The sequence below is a fragment of the Bacteroides graminisolvens DSM 19988 = JCM 15093 genome (assembly GCF_000428125.1).
Lineage (GTDB): Bacteria > Bacteroidota > Bacteroidia > Bacteroidales > Bacteroidaceae > Bacteroides > Bacteroides graminisolvens.
The window spans coordinates 612,015-629,102 of sequence record NZ_KE386627.1 but is presented as its reverse complement, the minus strand read 5'-3'; the positions used below and the strand labels follow the sequence as shown (position 1 = coordinate 629,102).

Below are 17,088 nucleotides of genomic sequence, written 5' to 3'. Positions count from 1 at the left end.
TGTATCTTCGCCAAGTTTTAATAACGTAACGTATACAATGAAAGCACTTTTTGTATTTCCGGTCCGCGTGTGCATATCTGTTCATATTCTCTGCCTGTTAATAATATCTCCTTTATTTGCAAGCAAAGGTATTGTTTCACATTTGCAATTTAAAGAGTACTCCACTCTCAACGGACTTCCCAATAATGATGTGCAGACTCTGTTTCAAGACTCAAACGGATTTGTGTGGGTTGGTACCAAATACGGCCTGTTCAGGTATGACGGCTACGGCATACAGGAAATAAAATCCAACCTGCACAACCCCAGTTTACTGACCTCAAATAACATACAGTGTATTACCGAAGATAAACTCAACCGACTGTGGATTGGTACGGATAATGGCTTTAACGTATTTAATAAGAAAACGCGTGCAATAGAAAAGATCATCATTCCCAAGGCCAAAAGCAACAACATAGCACGCATCCTGATTCTAGATAATGATAATGCTCTGATAGGTACTGAAAACGGTTTGTACCGCTATCAATACAGCAGGCAGGCCTTCATTGAACTGACAGCCAAGAATACAGCAGGAGTTTTTAACCCCACTACCGTTAAATCCTTGCTGAAAGACTCTCGTGGTGACGTTTGGATTGGTACGTGGGATAGTGGGTTGTATCGTTTGAACCCCACCACTCAAAAAATGTATCATTATCCTCCGCTCAACCAGCAAAACTCAGCACATTATATTTTTGAAGATTCACGGGGAACTATCTGGGTTGCGGGATGGTCCAACGGACTTCATCGATTGCACTTAGCGGCCAATCGTTCGCTCATCGGTTTTGATACCTTTACCCATGATGTGCGCAACCCTAATAGTTTGGCAGATAACTTGGTATATGCCATTTCAGAAGACCCCCTTACGAAAACCTTATGGGTGGGCGGCAGTGTAGGGTTAAGCATTACTGATGCTGCAAATCCGGGTAAATTCATAAACTATCAGGTACATGCCAGTCCGCACGAACTGCCGGCTGCCGAGATTGATGCTGTTTTGTATGACGCTAACAACAACAAAATGTGGCTAGGATCACTCGGGGGAGGGGTGATTCATACCAATACCAGCAAGCCTTTTTTCCAGAACAATATGACCATCAGCTCTTCCAGGCGCGTGTTTGCCACGTCTATCTATTCTCTTTATGTAGATCAAGATGACTGTTGGATAGGGGTGGAGAATCATGGTGTAATGCGATATTCTCATGATACCGATCAGTACGAGGAGTACAATCAGATTAAAGAATTCGGTCAGATAAAGTCCATGTCGACCGTCTTTGATATTTTGAAAGATCGGCGTAGCCACACCATTTATTTTGCCAGTTACAGTGACGGGTTGTATGTGTACCAAAAAGGAAAGAATGTGAAGAATTACAGATACACCAACTGCCATTTCCTGCCGGTAAATCACCTTACGGCTTTGCATCAAGACAACAAGGGCAATATTTGGATTGCCACAAAAGGAGGGTTGGGGGTTATGGCACCCGACGGATACAGAACGTCAGTTGCTTTATTTGCTATAGGTACAAATAAAGTGGCAGATCCCGATATCCGTGATGTTATTACAGACCATCAGAACAATTTGTGGATGGCTACCTCTACCCAGGGAATTATACGGGTGGAAGCAAACCCTCACGCGCTGCAACAGGCTAAGACACACATCTATAATCCGGCCCGTGGCACGCTTTCGGCTAAACATGTTTTGTGCCTTTTTATCGATTCAAAGAATCAATTATGGGCGGGTACGGAAGGCTCCGGACTGTGCCTGTACGACCCTTCATCGGATACCTTTGTAGATAAGCACCTCGCCTATAATCTTCCCGGAGATATGGTCAGCAGCATCGAGGAAGATGAAAGCGGTAATCTTTGGCTGGGTACGAATAGCGGATTGGTGCGCGTCAGCTCGCCCGGAGACGATGCTGCAACCCGAATACGTATTTTTACCACGGGTGACGGACTGCAAGATAATTATTTTATTCCCAATAGTTCCTGTCATTTTCAGCACAAATTGTATTTTGGTTCCACCAAAGGCTTCATCAGTTTTGTGCCCGAAGAACTAAAGAACGTGTCGCAGAATGTAAACCTTCAGTTGACAGAAATTTACATACGCGGGCGAAAATTGAGCCAGCTACCTGCTGATAAGAGGAGAAAAATATCAGCATATAGTTCGGAATTTACAGAAAGCATTACCGTTCCGTTTGAATATAATGATGTGAGAATTGAGTTTGCTTCGCTAACCTACAACAATCCGCTGCTTAACAAATACGCCTATAAGCTTGAAAACATGGATGACGATTGGAAGTACACCGACGGAACCCATCGATTGGCAGAGTATAACAACCTGCCTTCGGGCAACTATCGGTTCCTGATTAAGGCAACCAATGAAAATGGTGATTGGAGCGATGTGAGGCAGCTTAACATCAAAGTATTGTCGCCCTGGTGGGCTACGTGGTGGGCCTACACCCTTTACACGTTCTTATTAACGCTTTTCGCCTACTATGTGTGGCAAGATGTAAAACGTCGCATAACGCTTAAAAATTCGCTTCGCATACATGTAATGGAAGCCTATAATAAAAACGAAAAGGAGAGACAGATGATTGTTGAGGTTGATAGCATTCGTGTGCCCGGATCGGATGAAGTTTTCCTTGAACAGGCCATTGACTGTGTGAAGAAACACATGACGGATTCTGCGTTTGGAGTGTCTGAATTTGTTGAGGCTATGTCGACCAGCAAAACCACCCTCTATACCCGGCTTAAAGAACTTACCGGAATGAATCTCTCAGGGTTTATTCAGAGCATACGACTGAAGGCTGCCTGTCAAATTATGCAGGAACAACCCGGCATACGTATTTCTGACTTGGCTTATGCCGTAGGATTCAATGACCCTAAATACTTTAGTCGTTGCTTTAAAAACAATTACGGAATGCAACCCAAAGAATATCTTAAAAGATACCAGCCTAAGACGGATCGGGAGGTATTATAAACTGCCTGCTCTTACGCGGCTTAATGTTTCGGGAGTCATGAGCAGATACGAAGCAATGTGTGATAGCGGTGCCCGTTTAATAACTTCCGGATGGGTTTTCATTAGCAGATTGTAACGCTCGCGAGCTGTTTCAAACCTCCACGAATCAGCTTTGATTTGCGATGTGATAAGTGAGAATTCTAGCACTTTACGGTAGAAAATATTGATTTCCCTGATGTCCTCACTTAGTTTGAGCAGTCGGTCGTAGGGCAACAAATACACCGTAGCCGGCTCCAACGCCTCGGCAACCAGACGGGTAGGTTCCTGTTTGAGTAAGCTCTCAATGCACATCAAAATGCAGCCCTCGTATGAGAAATGTTCGGTCACCTCTTTCCCGTTTTTAAAATAATATTGTCGCAACATGCCTTTCGCTACAAAAACGATGTACCTGCTTATCTGACCCTGATGAATAAGCATTTCGCCCTTGTTCAAATCACGGCGTTCTGCCAGATTTTCAAGAATTTTTCTTCCTTCGGGAGTCATTTCAGGGAACCTGGAGTTCACAACGGCAGCTACGGTTTCTTTGAGTAATTCCATTTTTTAAGATGATTTGAATAGTAGGTTATGGCACAAAAATAGCAAAAAAAATGATATAGATCAATTAATGAACCTTAAACAATCAAAAGGGGAGATATAGCATGATGCTCATATCTCCCTTGATTGTCTTAAACCATCACCTCGCTCCCCTCAAAACAAGGGCACTGCTTCACCCACTCCTCCGGTTCAACTTCGCCGTTGTGGTTCAGGTCCGGACTTAAATCCCGATGGCCGCATACCCGGCTGAGGGGATAATCAATCAACAACGTGCGTACCAATACCCGTAGCGAATGCTTCTGATGACAGGTTCGCGTATCTTTGGGCATGCCCCGGCTGTCGAGTCCGCCCTCGTAACAGATGCCGATGCTGTTGGCGTTGTAACCTCGTGCATGCGCACCAACCTGCTCTAGTGGACGGGTGGTGACTATCTTACCGTCCTTGCGAACGTAAAAGTGATAACCCGCACCCTTGAAGCCCCGGCGACGGTGATCCGTCGCCAGATCATGCTCGGAATAGGTGCGGTCTTCGCGCGTGGCCGAACAGTGAATCACAATCAGGTCAATGTGTCTCATACCGCCTACATTCTGGATGAACACTCCTTGGCTGCACACTGCTGCGCCAGCGCTGCCGCCAGCTGCGTTTTCAAGGCAAATAGTTCGGTGTGCATCTCACGAACCTTTTCACTGGTCTCAAAGTAATCTTTGAGCACCTTCTCCAGCTGAGCCACCAGAAACTCGTACTGCCCCTTGATGAGGTCGCTAAACTCTTTGCTGTCCTTTTTATTCGTTTTTACGAAAAATGGAAGAATCACCTTGGTACACTCCAAAACTTTCAAAATAATGGTTTTCATATTCAATTATCCTTATAGATTAAACAAAATTCGTGTATTCTTAAATACTGACAATTAAGTAACGGACGTTTGCACATCCGTTACTTTTGGTTAACAGATTATCTATTAGGATCATCTTCCTCACCCGTGTTTCCTGGTGTGTTTCCTCCGGTATTGCCACCTGTGTTCTCACCCGGTGTTTCATTCTCGGCTACCACCTTGCCCACTGTCTTCTTCTTGAAGGTCAGCGTCTTGATCATCTCCGTGAGGTCAATACCCGGACGGAAAATGATGTGTGCGCCCTTCACCTGATTGGCACTGAAATCATCCTTCTTTTCCACTCCTGTGCTGCTTACCCCTACCTGGAAGCTGCCGAAGTCGCCGAAGCGCACAATCTCCCCTTTGGCCAGACTCTTCATCATGCTATCGATCAGTGCGTAGAGCACTGCTGCGATATCGGCACGCATCACCGTGCAGCCTTCAGAGGCATCTTTGCACAAACTGCGGAAATTCATTTCGCCCGCCGCCTGGGCCATGGCATAAAACTTTTCGGGCTCGTTCTGCTTGGCAGGATTTTTTCGGGCCACTACTGTAACAGGTACACTCATGTTGTAATAAATTAAATGATTAATACTCTTTTCCGAAACGCGGATCAGGGCTGCTCACCAACCCTGTTTCCCGCTCCGGTACAACAAAGATACAACCTGCTCAAAAGCCTTTTTACCGTACTTTACCACTCAAACCGTGCATTGTTTTTATTTGATTAAACGCCTTTGTTTTTCGTTGAAAAACTTGTTTTTCTGCTCGTTAATATGTAAATTTACAGGAGTAAACCAATAAGATAAACTGATGAAAGAAGACGAACCGTTCAGGGTGCGAGCCTACCACAAAGGCATCTTGGCCCATTTGTACAATCCGGGGTTGCCCGTGGAGTCGGCCATGCGCAAACTGCGTAACTGGATACGCAAAAACGAAGACTTGTATGATGCGCTTTACAGCGGCAGAGAAGGTAAAAACGACCACTATTTCACCCGTCGCCAGGTGGAGCTGATTGTGGAACATTTAGGGGAACCGTAATTGGCTCCCCTTTTTTGTGCCGGTTTACTCGGCATTCTTGCTGATCCAAGGCTCGGGTGGCGTATAGTCGGCAATGCGCGTCATGCTCTTGTTGTGCCCAAAGTACACGTTGCCCGTTTGCCCGTTACGATGCTTAGCAATGATAGCAATGCCCAGTCCGTCGGTGGGATATCCGCTCTCCTTATCGGTTGGCAACTGCGCCATGGCAGGGCGATAGAGCAAGATCACCAAATCCGCATCCTGCTCGATGGATCCACTCTCGCGAAGATCCGACAACATCGGTTTGCGCCCCGGACGATTCTCCGATTCACGGTTCAGCTGACTGAGCAAGATGACCGGAATGTTCAGCTCACGCGCCATTAATTTGGCCTTGTGCGTGGCCATAGCCACCTCCTGCTCCCGGTTGCGCGCCTGCTTATCGGGCTTCATTTCGCAGAGCTGCAAGTAGTCGATAAACACCACATCACACAAGCCCTTGCTGTGCAGCATGCGCGCGCTGGCCCGTATGTAATCCATGCCCGCCGTGCCGGTGTCATCAATGCGCATGGGCAGTTGTCCCAGCTCGCTGGCCGCCTTGGTAGCCTCGCTGAGCCCCCAGGCATCCACCTGCCCGCTCTTCCACTGCTCGGCATCAATGTTGGCCTGCGAGAGGATCAGTCGGTCGCCCAACCGTTCGCCCGCCATCTCGATACTGTACACCACCGTATGCCGTCCGGCCTTTGCCGCTGCCGTGGCCAGATGCATGGCGAAGGCCGTTTTGCCCACCGAAGGACGTGCGGCAATGATGTTCAGATCGCCCTTTTGCCAGCCCGCCGTAAGCTTGTCGAGATCGTGCAAGCCGGTAGAAACCCCGGTTATTCCTGCAGCATTGTTGTTGATACGCCCTTCGGCTTCACGCATGGTATCGGCCATGAGCACCTTGAGTTCCCTCAGATTGGTGTTGCATCCAAACTCCTTTTCGATGTTTTCGAGCAGCTTGTGCCCTTCGGCCAGCGTGTCTTCCAGGTCCATGGTTTCATCGGCCGACAAGGCAAACAGCTTGTTGAAGCCCAGTATCAATTGCCTGCGGATAAACTTTTCGTGCACCACCTGCAGGTGATAATCCAAGTGCGTGGAGTTGGCCACGTGCGAGCTGAGCTGCGTAATGAAATACGGTCCGCCGATCTGCTCCAGTTCGCCCCGTCGGCGCAGCTCCTCACTCACGGTGAGAATGTCGATGCCCGTGCCCTGGGTGCTCATGTGCAGCATGGCATCATACACCTTTTGGTGCCTTTGCTCGTAGAACATTTCGGGGCGAATTTTGGTACTTACCAGCGGCATGGCCGTGGTTTCAATGAGACAGGCGCTCAGCACGGCCTGTTCCATGTCAATTGCTTGGGGTTGATTCATGGTAAAAATTTAAAATTAAATATGAATATTGATTCAGAGGAAGTCAGTGGGCATGGCCCGTTTGTTTAGTCTTCGTCTAAAAAAGATTTGTCTTTGAGGTAGTTCACCGCCTGCTTGCAGAAACGCGTATCGGTGAGGTAGTAATAGTAATTATCGATTCCGGTGACAGCCAGTTTCTTTTCGTGCTGTGTGAGCAGGTTCCACTCCTTGCGCGCCCTGCCCACGTTGACTTTGCGCGTTTGCGTGGTGGCGTGATACTCGTCCCAGAACTGCTGAAACAACTCATCGGTCTCCTGATTATCGGCTTCGTACAGTCCGTTAGGGTAATGCGTCATGCGGATGTGTGTCAGGTTAGTGTGCGGGATGATGGAGATTAGATTTTCGAGAACCAGTTTCTTGAAGAAACGTCTGGTTTTAGTGCGCTCCCATCCGAATATCTCCGACCAGTTACTTATGCTGATAAGCGATTCTCCCCTTTTACAGCAAACAGATTTTCCGCGTATGATGCAGGTGGCATCTTTGTAATTCATTCGGTGATACATCGTGATAAACGCCTCGCGTTCCGTAAGCGGTTGGTTACTTAAATTGAAAATTCTAGTTAACAATTCATTGGAAATATAGAGAAAACCGCTAGAAATTTGTTTATTCTTCATGAGTTCTTTTTTAAGAGATTCATATTATTTTTCGGCAAATATAAACGCTGAAATAATACCGTGCAATAGCCCAATCCGTTTCGGTATCGAAAACGATCGATAATGTTCATAATAGTCTGATTTTGTTCAAAATAACCAAAAAAGTAGCGAAAAGACTAAAAAATACAATTTTCGCTCAACTTTGCATAAATTTGCACGATAAATCAAATAAACGATGGAGCTTGAAACAAGCATTCCCGGAGAGCATCAATTAAAACAGCCTTTCAGTTGAGCCGAAGCATCCTGAAAGGCTGTTTTGTCCTGAAAATTAACCTAAAAAATGCGCACACGATTTCGCACATGTTTTTTGTTAGCTAACTTATTGAAAATAAGTTGGTTATGAGGTTTGTTTTTTGTTTATGTGAACACGATGTGCCCATGATATAATATAGAATTAATAATATATATAATAATTCGGAGATTTTCCTTGTGTTTTCGTGAGTTGCCTTAACGGTCTGTTCGATTTTTTCGGATGTTGTAATCTGGGTTGCCCCATTCGTCGAAAAGAAGGTCCACTTGCTGCGGGGTAAACCAGGTAGAATTAACCGTGAATCCTGTATCGTTTAGCCTCTGAATTAAAGTAGAATTTTCATTGAGTTTTTTCTGTAATGCTTTCATCTGAGATCTTGAAGTTAAGTAACAGGGGAAATACAAGGCTGCAATAGCTTTTACAGACAAAAAGCCTGATAGCTGTTCAGGCGTAGGTGATTTGTGTCTCATCATATTAGTTTTGAGAAGTTATATATTTAGATAATTTTAATTTTGCAAATGTAACTATAATATATTACATAAAAACTATATTAATCAAATTATTTTCAAAGAATTATAATTATACAAAATATTATTACAAACAGACCGAGACTTTACACATTATTATATATGAAGGCTTTATAATGTATAATAATATCTTAATAAAAAACAATTGTTCGCCTGCTATTTTTATTTCTAGGCCTAGGATTTTAAAAAGTTGGTGTAGGATTTTTAATTGTTGGGGGGGGAGAAAATAACTCTCTTATTCCGAGAACTATTTAGATATTTATAAATAGTAACAAAGGAGTATAGAACATTAATTCATACGAATCAGACAGGAACCAGCTGAATAGCCTCCTTCAAAAACCGAGATACATATCAAATCGCCGGATTTAAATTTATCGTAATTCTGAGCAAAAACTAACAATGTACTTGCAGATCCGGTATTTCCTAACTCTTCAATATTGTACAATAGTTTGTTTTCTGGAATTCCCAATTCTTTTATAACGTGTTTCAGGATTCTCATATTGGCTTGGTGTCCTATGAAATAAGAGAGTTGATTTATTGAGAAGTCATTTTTAATTAATATATTCTTGGTGTTTTCAATAAGATAATGGCATGCGTGAACAAAAACATCTTTTCCATATGGCATTTTTATTTCTTTATTTTGAAGGTTAAGGAATACTCCATCAGTACCCATGCCTATATTGCCCAGACCTTCAGAAGTTACATCAATAATTTTAGCTGATTTTGTCTCTATATTCTCTTTCGAGAAAAAATAGGCACAGGCTCCATCACCCCATAAATGCCCGCACATACAGTCTTTATCGTCTGAGTAACTGGAATTCCTTTCGGCGCAAACGAGAAGTGCTTTACTTGATATCCCTGTTTCAAAAAAGACTTGATAACTTCTATAGCATTTATTGCAGATGAACATGCAGACGATAAGTAGAAAACCTTTGCTCCGGAAATATTATATTTTTTTTGTATGTAATATCCAGGAGTAGCTATTGTATCACTTGGGGTATATGATGCAAATATTATTAAATCAACATTGCAAATATTGAATGAGAGATTTCTACTTGCTTCTCTCACGGCTTCAAGGCACATATAATTTATTGTCTCATCTTTGTTGGCTCTTGAACGACTTTTTATTCCTGTTCTTTGAAAAATCCACTCGCTTGATAAATTGTTTAGTTTATTAAAGTATTCATTTTCAATTCTTGCTCCTGGAATATAGTATCCAATAGAATTAATATACATATTATTTTTTTTATTGTTGAGGTGCAAAGATTACTATTTTAGAATGAACGTAAAAGCTCATTTTTTCTTTATAATTGATCTAAACATCTGTAGTTATATGTAGTATTGATAAAGAAAATTAAGCCATTATTACAGAAAAATAGAACTTGAATGATGAATACGAATTCAGTACTTTTATAAAGTCAAATATTATTTTGTTTATAGATTCAAAAAAGTGTCCGTGAGGATGTTTATGCGTCTGCATTATTAATTTCATTAAGTTTTTTATTCAGTTAATTTCACTAATTATATGACGCATAATAGATAGTTTGGTTTGTGTTTTTGAAGGTAACTTATTATAAGTTGCCTTCTTTTTATAATAAAGAAAGGTTTGAATACAGAAAAAATGTAATTACTATTTAAATGAATTTAGTATTAATTTCTACAATATAGTCTTATGAGTTATCAACGTTTAGAGTCCGTAATTTATTTACCTTTATATAGGAATATAGTGAATAAAAAAGATCTTTCCAAATTATTTTTTTCATGTGTTTATGGGTTTTATAGTGTTCTGTTACTAATTTACTTGATATTTAATTATGAATCACTTTTGCAGTTGTTGTTGCTCGTGCTCATTTTCTTTGTTTCATTTGTGATAGCGTTGATAATGTATCGTTCATATATAAAAAGCAAACAGATGGTTTATGCTCCTGCTAATATGGTAGTTAGAGAAGCTGTGGCTTATTATAATTTGAGAGATATGGAAATACTTAAGGAGGGTTTGAAAGAGAAGGATTTTTCTATTTTACATAATGTAAAAATAGAGCAAAATAGTAATATCCGATTAGATATATTTGTATCGATGGATAAACGTTTTGTCGCTGCTCAATTATTTCAGTTTGTTCCATACAGATACAAGGCTATCACTCCTATTTACTATTATTATGATGAAATTGCATTAAATTTTATGGAATATTTTGATAATGATTTTTGTGAAATAAAATTATAAAATAATGAATAGGGTAAAAGTTGTTGATACATATAACTTTAACGAATTAAGAGATAAAATATTTTATTCCAATACTTTTGGTCCTAAAAAATATTTGTTTACGAGTTGGAAATATAATTTGTATATCGGACGGAAATTAGTTAAGGTATGGACTGCCGGCAATGAAATGTTGTATGCAGAAAAAGCTCTTTTTGAACTTGCTTTGTCCTTGGAGCATATATGTAGCAATGAAGAATGGTTTGTAGTGCAATTTTCTAATCACATAAAGAATAGAAAAGAAGATGTTCTGGCGTGTCTGGCCATATGTTTTTTTCATTGGGCAGGTGGCAAACAACTTGATTTGAATGAAATGAATAAATCTCTTCGCAAAGATTATTTTGTGGCAAAGAAGTTTATTATGAAGTTGTCTTTTAGTGAGGATGTTAATTTTGCGTTCAGTGTTTTCTTTAACAGGAAGGCTGCTTCGTTACAAACAAAGATTGAAAGTTCATTGATTTGCTTGTTTATTCTCGCCGAAAAATACAACATAGACTTACTGTGGTATATAGACAGACGGCTTGAATATATTGAAAATAGAAGCAATTTGAATAAATTGTTCTCTAAGATTGTCCCATGATGATTTGTTTACAGAAAGGGAAGCACACACTATCATATTTATATTGGAAAAGAAAAATTAGACAGTTTTGTAGGAGAATAGAGCATGTTTAATGTATTATTTTCTTATATCTTTGTCTTTCTAAAATAATTTAGTTTGTTTGAGTTTTAATAAGCAAATCGGCTATTATGTATAGTCTCTTTATTTGTCTATTAGCTGTTTCTGATTTCTTTAGTTATATTTTCGTTTTCAAAAGTCGTAAAGTAAAAGGACACTATTTAGACGAGTAAATCTAATTTTAAGATTTACTAACGGGAAAGCTATCTGTGACAGATGGCTTTCTTCATATTCGTTTGAGCAAATGTAATCAAGTCTGTTAAATTCATTTCGAAACTATTTTTAAAATATTATTATTCACGAAAAGATTTATCATTGTTTTTTTAGTATATTTGGAGCGGAGAATAATTAATGTATAGTTGGGTATGCACAATCTATATGTTGATTTATTTTTTAACAGATTATATTATTTTTGCTATGGATAGTCAATTTATACGTTTTGTTGTATTGCCCAAAGAGTTTTCTTTTTATTCGAATCTGGATAAAGATCAAATAGAGAAATATAAATATCCCACCAGATTAAACGCAGGACTTTTCATGATTATTCTTAAAGGTAAATGTGAACTGTCTATTAATTTAGAAAGTTATATAATTACTGAAGAATCTATAGTGACTGTTATGCCGAATAGCATTATTCAGATGAATAATTATAGTGAAGAGTTTGATGCATACTATCTGGTTATGGTACCTGGATATATGAATGATATAGTACTAATCCAATCAATCATGCCTCATTTGTCTACAATCATGGAAAATCCGGTATTAAATATCGAATCGAAAAAGGATAGGGATTTATTTTTAGATTATTGTAAAATATTTCAGAGAATATATGAGAGGCAGCAGGCTAATCCTGCAACTGAAATCATTCAAAGTTTAATGTCAACTCTCATTTACGGACTTTTGAAAATATGGGAGGTTAGAAAAAATAATTTACCTGATGATTATATAGGAAAGCTAAGCCGAAAGGAAGCAATATATCATCAGTTCATGCTGTGCCTTTTGAAGCATTACCGAGAAGAAAGAGCCGTTTCTTTCTATGCTAATAAACTGTGTATCTCGGCCAAATATCTTAGTGCTGTAATAAAAGATATTAGAGCCAAATCTGTTTTAGCTTTGATAAACGAAGCGGTTATCTTGGATGCAAAAGCGCAGTTAAAGAATTCAAATTTAACAATAATGCAAATATCAGATAGTCTTAATTTTTCAAATCCTTCTTTCTTTACAAAATATTTCAAAAGACATACAGGTATGACCCCTAAGGAATATCGAATTAGTTAATATATTCTTTATTACTTTTAATTTTTTTTTTTATACTGTGATACGAATAAGGCATCGCAATAACTACAACAATACAGGCAATACCCCCATAAATTGTCCAACCCGATATTTCCTTTAATGCGGCCAGTGTGGCTTGAATTTGTATTCGTCCTTTGATTGATTGCGTTGCCAATATTTGAGCATCTTCTACACTTTTTCCCTGCATCATATTGCCCATTTGACTTTGAGTAAATATTCCTGCAATTTCAGGATTAAGCATATCTACATTTTGTGACAATCGGCTGATATAGTACGACTGTTTTTCATTCAATACGTTTGTATATAAGGATGTACCAGCTACTGGCCCTATAACTGAACGGAAAGTCAACATTAAAAATATCCAAGTGGTGAGATACATCATATTCAATTTACGCATACCCCAGATACCTGCTGTTGCATAAAGAATAAGCATTCCAGCTGAGCGGATAATAACAGGGAAAATCATGTTTTCGTATAATCCCATACTTTGTACTTGAAAATACATATATACAGCAGCAATTGTTATAAATAAAAAACCTATGCTGAAGATGTATTTGAAGTGCATATTCAATTTTGCCATTAACGTTGCTAGGATAGCTCCAATCACATACCCTATTAAGCTGTAATTGCTTAATACTGCATTTTGCCAATTATCTATTTTCATTGATATACTGACAAATGTACTCACAAGTATTGAGCTAGAATTTAACACCATAAGCATAACAAAAACCAACAATGCTATTATAACATTTTGGAAAGAGAATATTTTTAAGTCCAAATAAGGGCGTTTGCTATACGTTTCCAAAATAAAAAATACTCCGGTAGATAGAAGCAATATAACTAAAGAATAATTCATCAATGAATTGTCGAACCAATCTAGAGTTTTACCATATATCAAAATAAAGCTAAATGATAATAACAGTAATGAAGCACATACTATATCGCTGAATTTAGTAAACGTCAGACGTATAGCTTTTTTTCTTTTTTGATACACCATTGTTAACTCTACTAATAAGAGGCAAATAAGTGTTAGTGCAATCATGAAATAATACACATACTGCCACATATAGCTGTAGGCAAGCCATGCAGTTACAAATGAACCGAGCTGACCAACCATCAGGAAAAATAAGTATAAAAAAGGCAATGCCATAGCCTTTATTTTTTCCATTTTAGCCTCTGTTTCTTTGGGTACTTCCACGAGTGAGGGTTTCAGTAACGGTACGATGTCTTTTCCGGTAATATATCCCAAGAGACCGAATAGTGTATTGAAGATAAGTATTATACGAATAAAACCGGTAATAAAGCTACATATTATAAGTAGTGGCATTGAGTTTGTCTCAGCACATATATAGCTTATAAAAGCCAAGGCAGAAAGCCCTATCAGATAAACCATTTTTGAACGTCTTATTTCAAGAAATAAAATGGTGAATGGAGTAAAAACAGTCATCCCCACAGCTGTTGCAAAATTAGCATATTGTATATGTTCCGTCATAATGCCCAAACTACCTACCATTTCGCCAGCATTACTTGTGTATGCTCCACTTATAAATAGTGCTGGTACAAACATGAAAACATAAATAAATATGCCTAATGGTTTGGGAACCCAATTATGGAACGGGAGATTAAATCCTTTCATTTTTTTATCTTTGCATTTACTATAGCCATCATACCTGCAGCTAACTTCATATTATCTTCGGAAGACAAATGCTCCAATTCTATTCGCACCGGTATTCGTTGTTGTATTTTGACAAAATTACCTGTTGAATTATCAGCTGGTACTAACGAATATTTCGCTCCTGTTGCATTAGATATTTCAGTGACTTTTCCTTTAAATTTCTTATTGTTGAAAGCGTCAATAGTAATAGTGACGTCTTGCCCTATGTATATATTCTTTATTTGTGTCTCTTTAAAGTTTGCAACTATCCACTTTTGTGTATTGGGTATTATGTATGTTATGTTTTGTCCAGCATTCACCAATTGTCCTTCTTCTAATGCTCTGCGCCCCAGAAACCCGTCACAGGGAGCAGTGATAATAGTGTAAGCCAAGTTGAGCTTGGCCATATCCAATGCTGCCGAAGCCCTCAGAATGGCTGCCTTCGAGTTTCCTCTCTTCTTACGGATTTCTTCCGAAGATGATTCTGCCGTTCTTTTCTGTTGTTTCATTGCATTCAAGCGAGCGGTTGTAGCATCTAAATCTGTTTTTATTTGTTCAACTTGTATAGCTGTAGTAGCATTTCGAGCTAATAAATTTTGATATCTTGTATAATCTGTTTTTAATTTTCTTAGCCGCGTTTCGGTTTCTTCAATATTAGAGTCGAAAACTATAATGTTGCTTTTAGATGTATTTATACTTGCATCAATTACTTGAGAACTGGCTATTGCATCTTGCAAAGAGGCCTCGGCCTCTTTAAGTCTTATTTGGTATTCGCGATCGTCAACAACAAGCAATGTGTCTCCTTTATTTACAAACTGATGCTCTGTAAAATGAATTTTATGAATATATCCTGGAACCTTTATGTTAATGGGTGAAACATATTGTTCTACTTGAGCGTCATTTGTCACTTCATTGCTTTTAAAATTAAGAAATAAATCAATTGCAAAATAGATTCCTATTACTATAATTATTAAACCCATGGCACTCATAAACCAACGAGTGCTACGTAATAATCTCAATTTTCTTAATTTTTTTTTATGATTACTTGGTACTAACATATTTATTTTTTTTATATTATTTCGACGGAATTTATTTATTTGAAAGTTTATCCAACTTACCTGTTAATTTCAACAGTTGCAACTTGATAATTCTGCAATTGTAGTGTGCATTGATAAAGTTGTTTTGTGCATCGGTAAGCCTCATCTCATCTTGCAATAATTCAGTCATTGATACTATTCCTTCTTTATATCTGTCAGCTGTAACTTTATATACATCTTCGGCCAGCAAATAATTATCTTTTTGTTTGGTGTAATTTCTGTAATTATTTAACCAGTCTTTAATTTTATTATCGTAATCTATTTGCATTTTTTTTTCGGTGTCTTCAATCTGAGTTTCTACTTTAAAATAATCTGAATTTGCTTTTTTTCTATTTAACTGTTTGCTAAATCCATCAAATATTGGGATGTTTAAAGATACCCCCCAATACAAAGAGTTGTACCATTTATTAAGCCTATTCGATATATTAGAGTGAAAATAATTGTCAATATGATCAGTGTAGTTGGTGTAGGATAACTGGCCCACTAATGACAGTGATGGAATGTACCCTTGGTTTATTACTTTTATCTGTTTTTTCGTTATGTCTTTTTGAGAGTATAGTATTTTAAATTCATTAAGATCTTTTGATACTCCAGTTAATTCGGGTGCGCTCATCTCGTTGACGCTGACATGAACAAGTGATAAATTTGATTCAAAAGGCAAATTTAATATATATTTTAGTAAATTTAATTGTTGATCATACATAGCTATTGCATTATCGCGTTGTACAATAAGATTTTCAATATTGATATTAACACGTTTTATATCTACATCCATTGCCATACCATTATCGAAGAAGGCTTGGGTTATATCAGCCAATGTCTTGAGACGATTTATATTTTCATTGGTTAGCCTGATTTGTTCAATGGTTGTTTGAGCTAAGTAATATATCTTACATATTTCTAATATGAGATCATCTTTCGCTTTTTCGTATGAATAGTGCGTTAGTTCTTTCATCTTTTGTGCTATGGAAATACTTGTATAAAGGGTTTGGTTGTATAATGGCATAGATAGTTGTACTCCTATAGAAGTATTATACCTTAATCCTTGAGTTGTCATATATGGCATATCCACTCCTAACATAGCTCCCATTCGAGATCCATCGGTAACACTAGAACCTATATCTACATTATTTGTGAAATTACCAAATCCTTTGATTACAGGTAGTAATTTGGCACGGCTTGCAGAGTGTTCATAACTGATTTTGCGAATTTCTTCCGATTGTTTTTTGATAGATAGATTATTTTTGATTCCTATTCTTATGCATTCATCTAGCGCCAGTATATTATCTTGTGCCATAATAAATGTGTTGAGGAATAATGCAACTGTAATAAGCAGTGATATTTTTTTCATGTTTTTAATTCTATGCGTTTTTATATTAGAATGCTCGTGTCGTTTCATTCCCTTCCCTTCAATAACGTTCCCATGTGGATGCTATTTTCGGAAAACAGAATTTTGACACGATCATTTGTTTTAAAGTTTTCGTGGTTTTGATCTATAGTTAGGAATGGCTTTTTGTGTATTTCATACTTCGCCTTCTGGTTCAAGCAGCCATCTTCACTAATATTTCGAAAGTATCTATACATATAAATTTGAATTATTTTTATTGAAGCAAAGAAATGATGATTTAACTTTAAAATGTTTATCTATTTTTCCATAAAAATGTTCCAATCATCATTAAAACATTAGAATTAGACTAACTCTGAATATTGGCAGTGTTTTAATTATGAGTTTTTTATTTGATATTTATCAAGACG

General features: G+C 38.3%; 16 protein-coding genes and 1 pseudogene. 5 read left to right on the top strand and 12 right to left on the bottom strand.

The window, feature by feature from the left end; translation table 11 throughout:
* The first annotated feature begins 37 nt into the window (after nucleotides 1-37).
* The gene (locus C511_RS0115115; protein WP_027318362.1) at nucleotides 38-3,010 is read left to right on the top strand and encodes a two-component regulator propeller domain-containing protein; all 2,973 of its coding nucleotides are present in this window, start codon (nucleotides 38-40) and stop codon (nucleotides 3,008-3,010) included.
* Here C511_RS0115115 and C511_RS0115110 read toward each other — a convergent pair.
* From C511_RS0115110 to C511_RS17030, 4 genes are all read right to left on the bottom strand, one after another.
* Nucleotides 3,005-3,586: a Crp/Fnr family transcriptional regulator gene (locus tag C511_RS0115110; RefSeq protein ID WP_024997218.1), complete on the bottom strand. Its 582-nt coding sequence runs from the start codon at nucleotides 3,584-3,586 to the stop codon at nucleotides 3,005-3,007. The genes C511_RS0115115 and C511_RS0115110 overlap by 6 nt on opposite strands.
* 128 nt (nucleotides 3,587-3,714) lie before the next feature.
* A complete protein-coding gene (locus tag C511_RS0115105; protein ID WP_024997219.1) occupies nucleotides 3,715-4,158 on the bottom strand; it encodes an N-acetylmuramoyl-L-alanine amidase in 444 nt (147 codons plus the stop codon).
* Nucleotides 4,159-4,163: 5 nt separating this feature from the next.
* Nucleotides 4,164-4,436 carry a hypothetical protein gene (locus C511_RS0115100; RefSeq protein ID WP_034782462.1) on the bottom strand — a complete coding sequence of 91 codons (273 nt, stop codon included), beginning with the start codon at nucleotides 4,434-4,436 and terminating at the stop codon, nucleotides 4,164-4,166.
* A 98-nt stretch (nucleotides 4,437-4,534) separates the two neighbouring features.
* Nucleotides 4,535-5,023, bottom strand: coding sequence for an HU family DNA-binding protein (locus tag C511_RS17030; RefSeq protein WP_034782594.1), 489 nt, complete (start codon nucleotides 5,021-5,023; stop codon nucleotides 4,535-4,537).
* Between the two features lie 241 nt (nucleotides 5,024-5,264).
* Here C511_RS17030 and C511_RS0115090 point away from each other — a divergent pair, with 241 nt between their 5' ends.
* Nucleotides 5,265-5,492, top strand: coding sequence for a DUF4248 domain-containing protein (locus C511_RS0115090; protein ID WP_027317654.1), 228 nt, complete (start codon nucleotides 5,265-5,267; stop codon nucleotides 5,490-5,492).
* Nucleotides 5,493-5,516: 24 nt separating this feature from the next.
* Here the strand turns inward: C511_RS0115090 and dnaB are convergent, their stop codons facing one another.
* The 5 genes and pseudogenes from dnaB to C511_RS18485 all read right to left on the bottom strand — a co-directional run.
* Entirely contained in the window at nucleotides 5,517-6,881 is a 1,365-nt protein-coding gene (gene dnaB / locus C511_RS0115085) for a replicative DNA helicase (protein ID WP_024997222.1), read from the bottom strand.
* Between the two features lie 65 nt (nucleotides 6,882-6,946).
* The gene (locus tag C511_RS0115080) at nucleotides 6,947-7,534 is read right to left on the bottom strand and encodes a hypothetical protein (protein ID WP_024997223.1); all 588 of its coding nucleotides are present in this window, start codon (nucleotides 7,532-7,534) and stop codon (nucleotides 6,947-6,949) included.
* Nucleotides 7,535-8,020: 486 nt separating this feature from the next.
* Nucleotides 8,021-8,296 carry a DUF4248 domain-containing protein gene (locus C511_RS17620; RefSeq protein WP_081698321.1) on the bottom strand — a complete coding sequence of 92 codons (276 nt, stop codon included), beginning with the start codon at nucleotides 8,294-8,296 and terminating at the stop codon, nucleotides 8,021-8,023.
* A gap of 343 nt (nucleotides 8,297-8,639) precedes the next feature.
* On the bottom strand, nucleotides 8,640-9,023 hold the full coding sequence (locus C511_RS18490; protein WP_316929588.1) for a 3-oxoacyl-[acyl-carrier-protein] synthase III C-terminal domain-containing protein: 384 nt from the start codon (nucleotides 9,021-9,023) through the stop codon (nucleotides 8,640-8,642).
* An 84-nt stretch (nucleotides 9,024-9,107) separates the two neighbouring features.
* A pseudogene (locus C511_RS18485) lies at nucleotides 9,108-9,260 on the bottom strand (hypothetical protein); the annotation flags it as partial.
* 1,002 nt (nucleotides 9,261-10,262) lie between these two features.
* Between C511_RS18485 and C511_RS18000 the strand changes: the two are divergent.
* The 3 genes from C511_RS18000 to C511_RS0115055 all read left to right on the top strand — a co-directional run bounded on the left by C511_RS18000 (nucleotide 10,263) and on the right by C511_RS0115055 (nucleotide 12,564).
* Nucleotides 10,263-10,574 carry a hypothetical protein gene (locus tag C511_RS18000; protein ID WP_148297684.1) on the top strand — a complete coding sequence of 104 codons (312 nt, stop codon included), beginning with the start codon at nucleotides 10,263-10,265 and terminating at the stop codon, nucleotides 10,572-10,574.
* 4 nt (nucleotides 10,575-10,578) lie between these two features.
* Nucleotides 10,579-11,190 carry a hypothetical protein gene (locus C511_RS0115060; RefSeq protein WP_024995805.1) on the top strand — a complete coding sequence of 204 codons (612 nt, stop codon included), beginning with the start codon at nucleotides 10,579-10,581 and terminating at the stop codon, nucleotides 11,188-11,190.
* Between the two features lie 513 nt (nucleotides 11,191-11,703).
* Complete coding sequence (locus tag C511_RS0115055; RefSeq protein ID WP_024995804.1) at nucleotides 11,704-12,564, top strand: helix-turn-helix domain-containing protein; 861 nt, start codon at nucleotides 11,704-11,706, stop codon at nucleotides 12,562-12,564.
* Here the strand turns inward: C511_RS0115055 and C511_RS0115050 are convergent.
* Genes C511_RS0115050 through C511_RS0115040 form a run of 3 tightly spaced genes read right to left on the bottom strand, consistent with a single transcriptional unit; the run spans nucleotide 12,557 to nucleotide 16,684 of the window.
* Entirely contained in the window at nucleotides 12,557-14,218 is a 1,662-nt protein-coding gene (locus C511_RS0115050) for an MFS transporter (protein ID WP_027318361.1), read from the bottom strand. The genes C511_RS0115055 and C511_RS0115050 overlap by 8 nt on opposite strands.
* Nucleotides 14,215-15,294, bottom strand: a complete 1,080-nt coding sequence (locus C511_RS0115045) for an HlyD family secretion protein (RefSeq protein ID WP_081698320.1) — start codon at nucleotides 15,292-15,294, stop codon at nucleotides 14,215-14,217. The genes C511_RS0115050 and C511_RS0115045 overlap by 4 nt, the downstream gene beginning before the upstream one ends.
* 31 nt (nucleotides 15,295-15,325) lie before the next feature.
* Nucleotides 15,326-16,684: a TolC family protein gene (locus C511_RS0115040; RefSeq protein ID WP_024995801.1), complete on the bottom strand. Its 1,359-nt coding sequence runs from the start codon at nucleotides 16,682-16,684 to the stop codon at nucleotides 15,326-15,328.
* Nucleotides 16,685-17,088 lie beyond the last annotated feature (404 nt).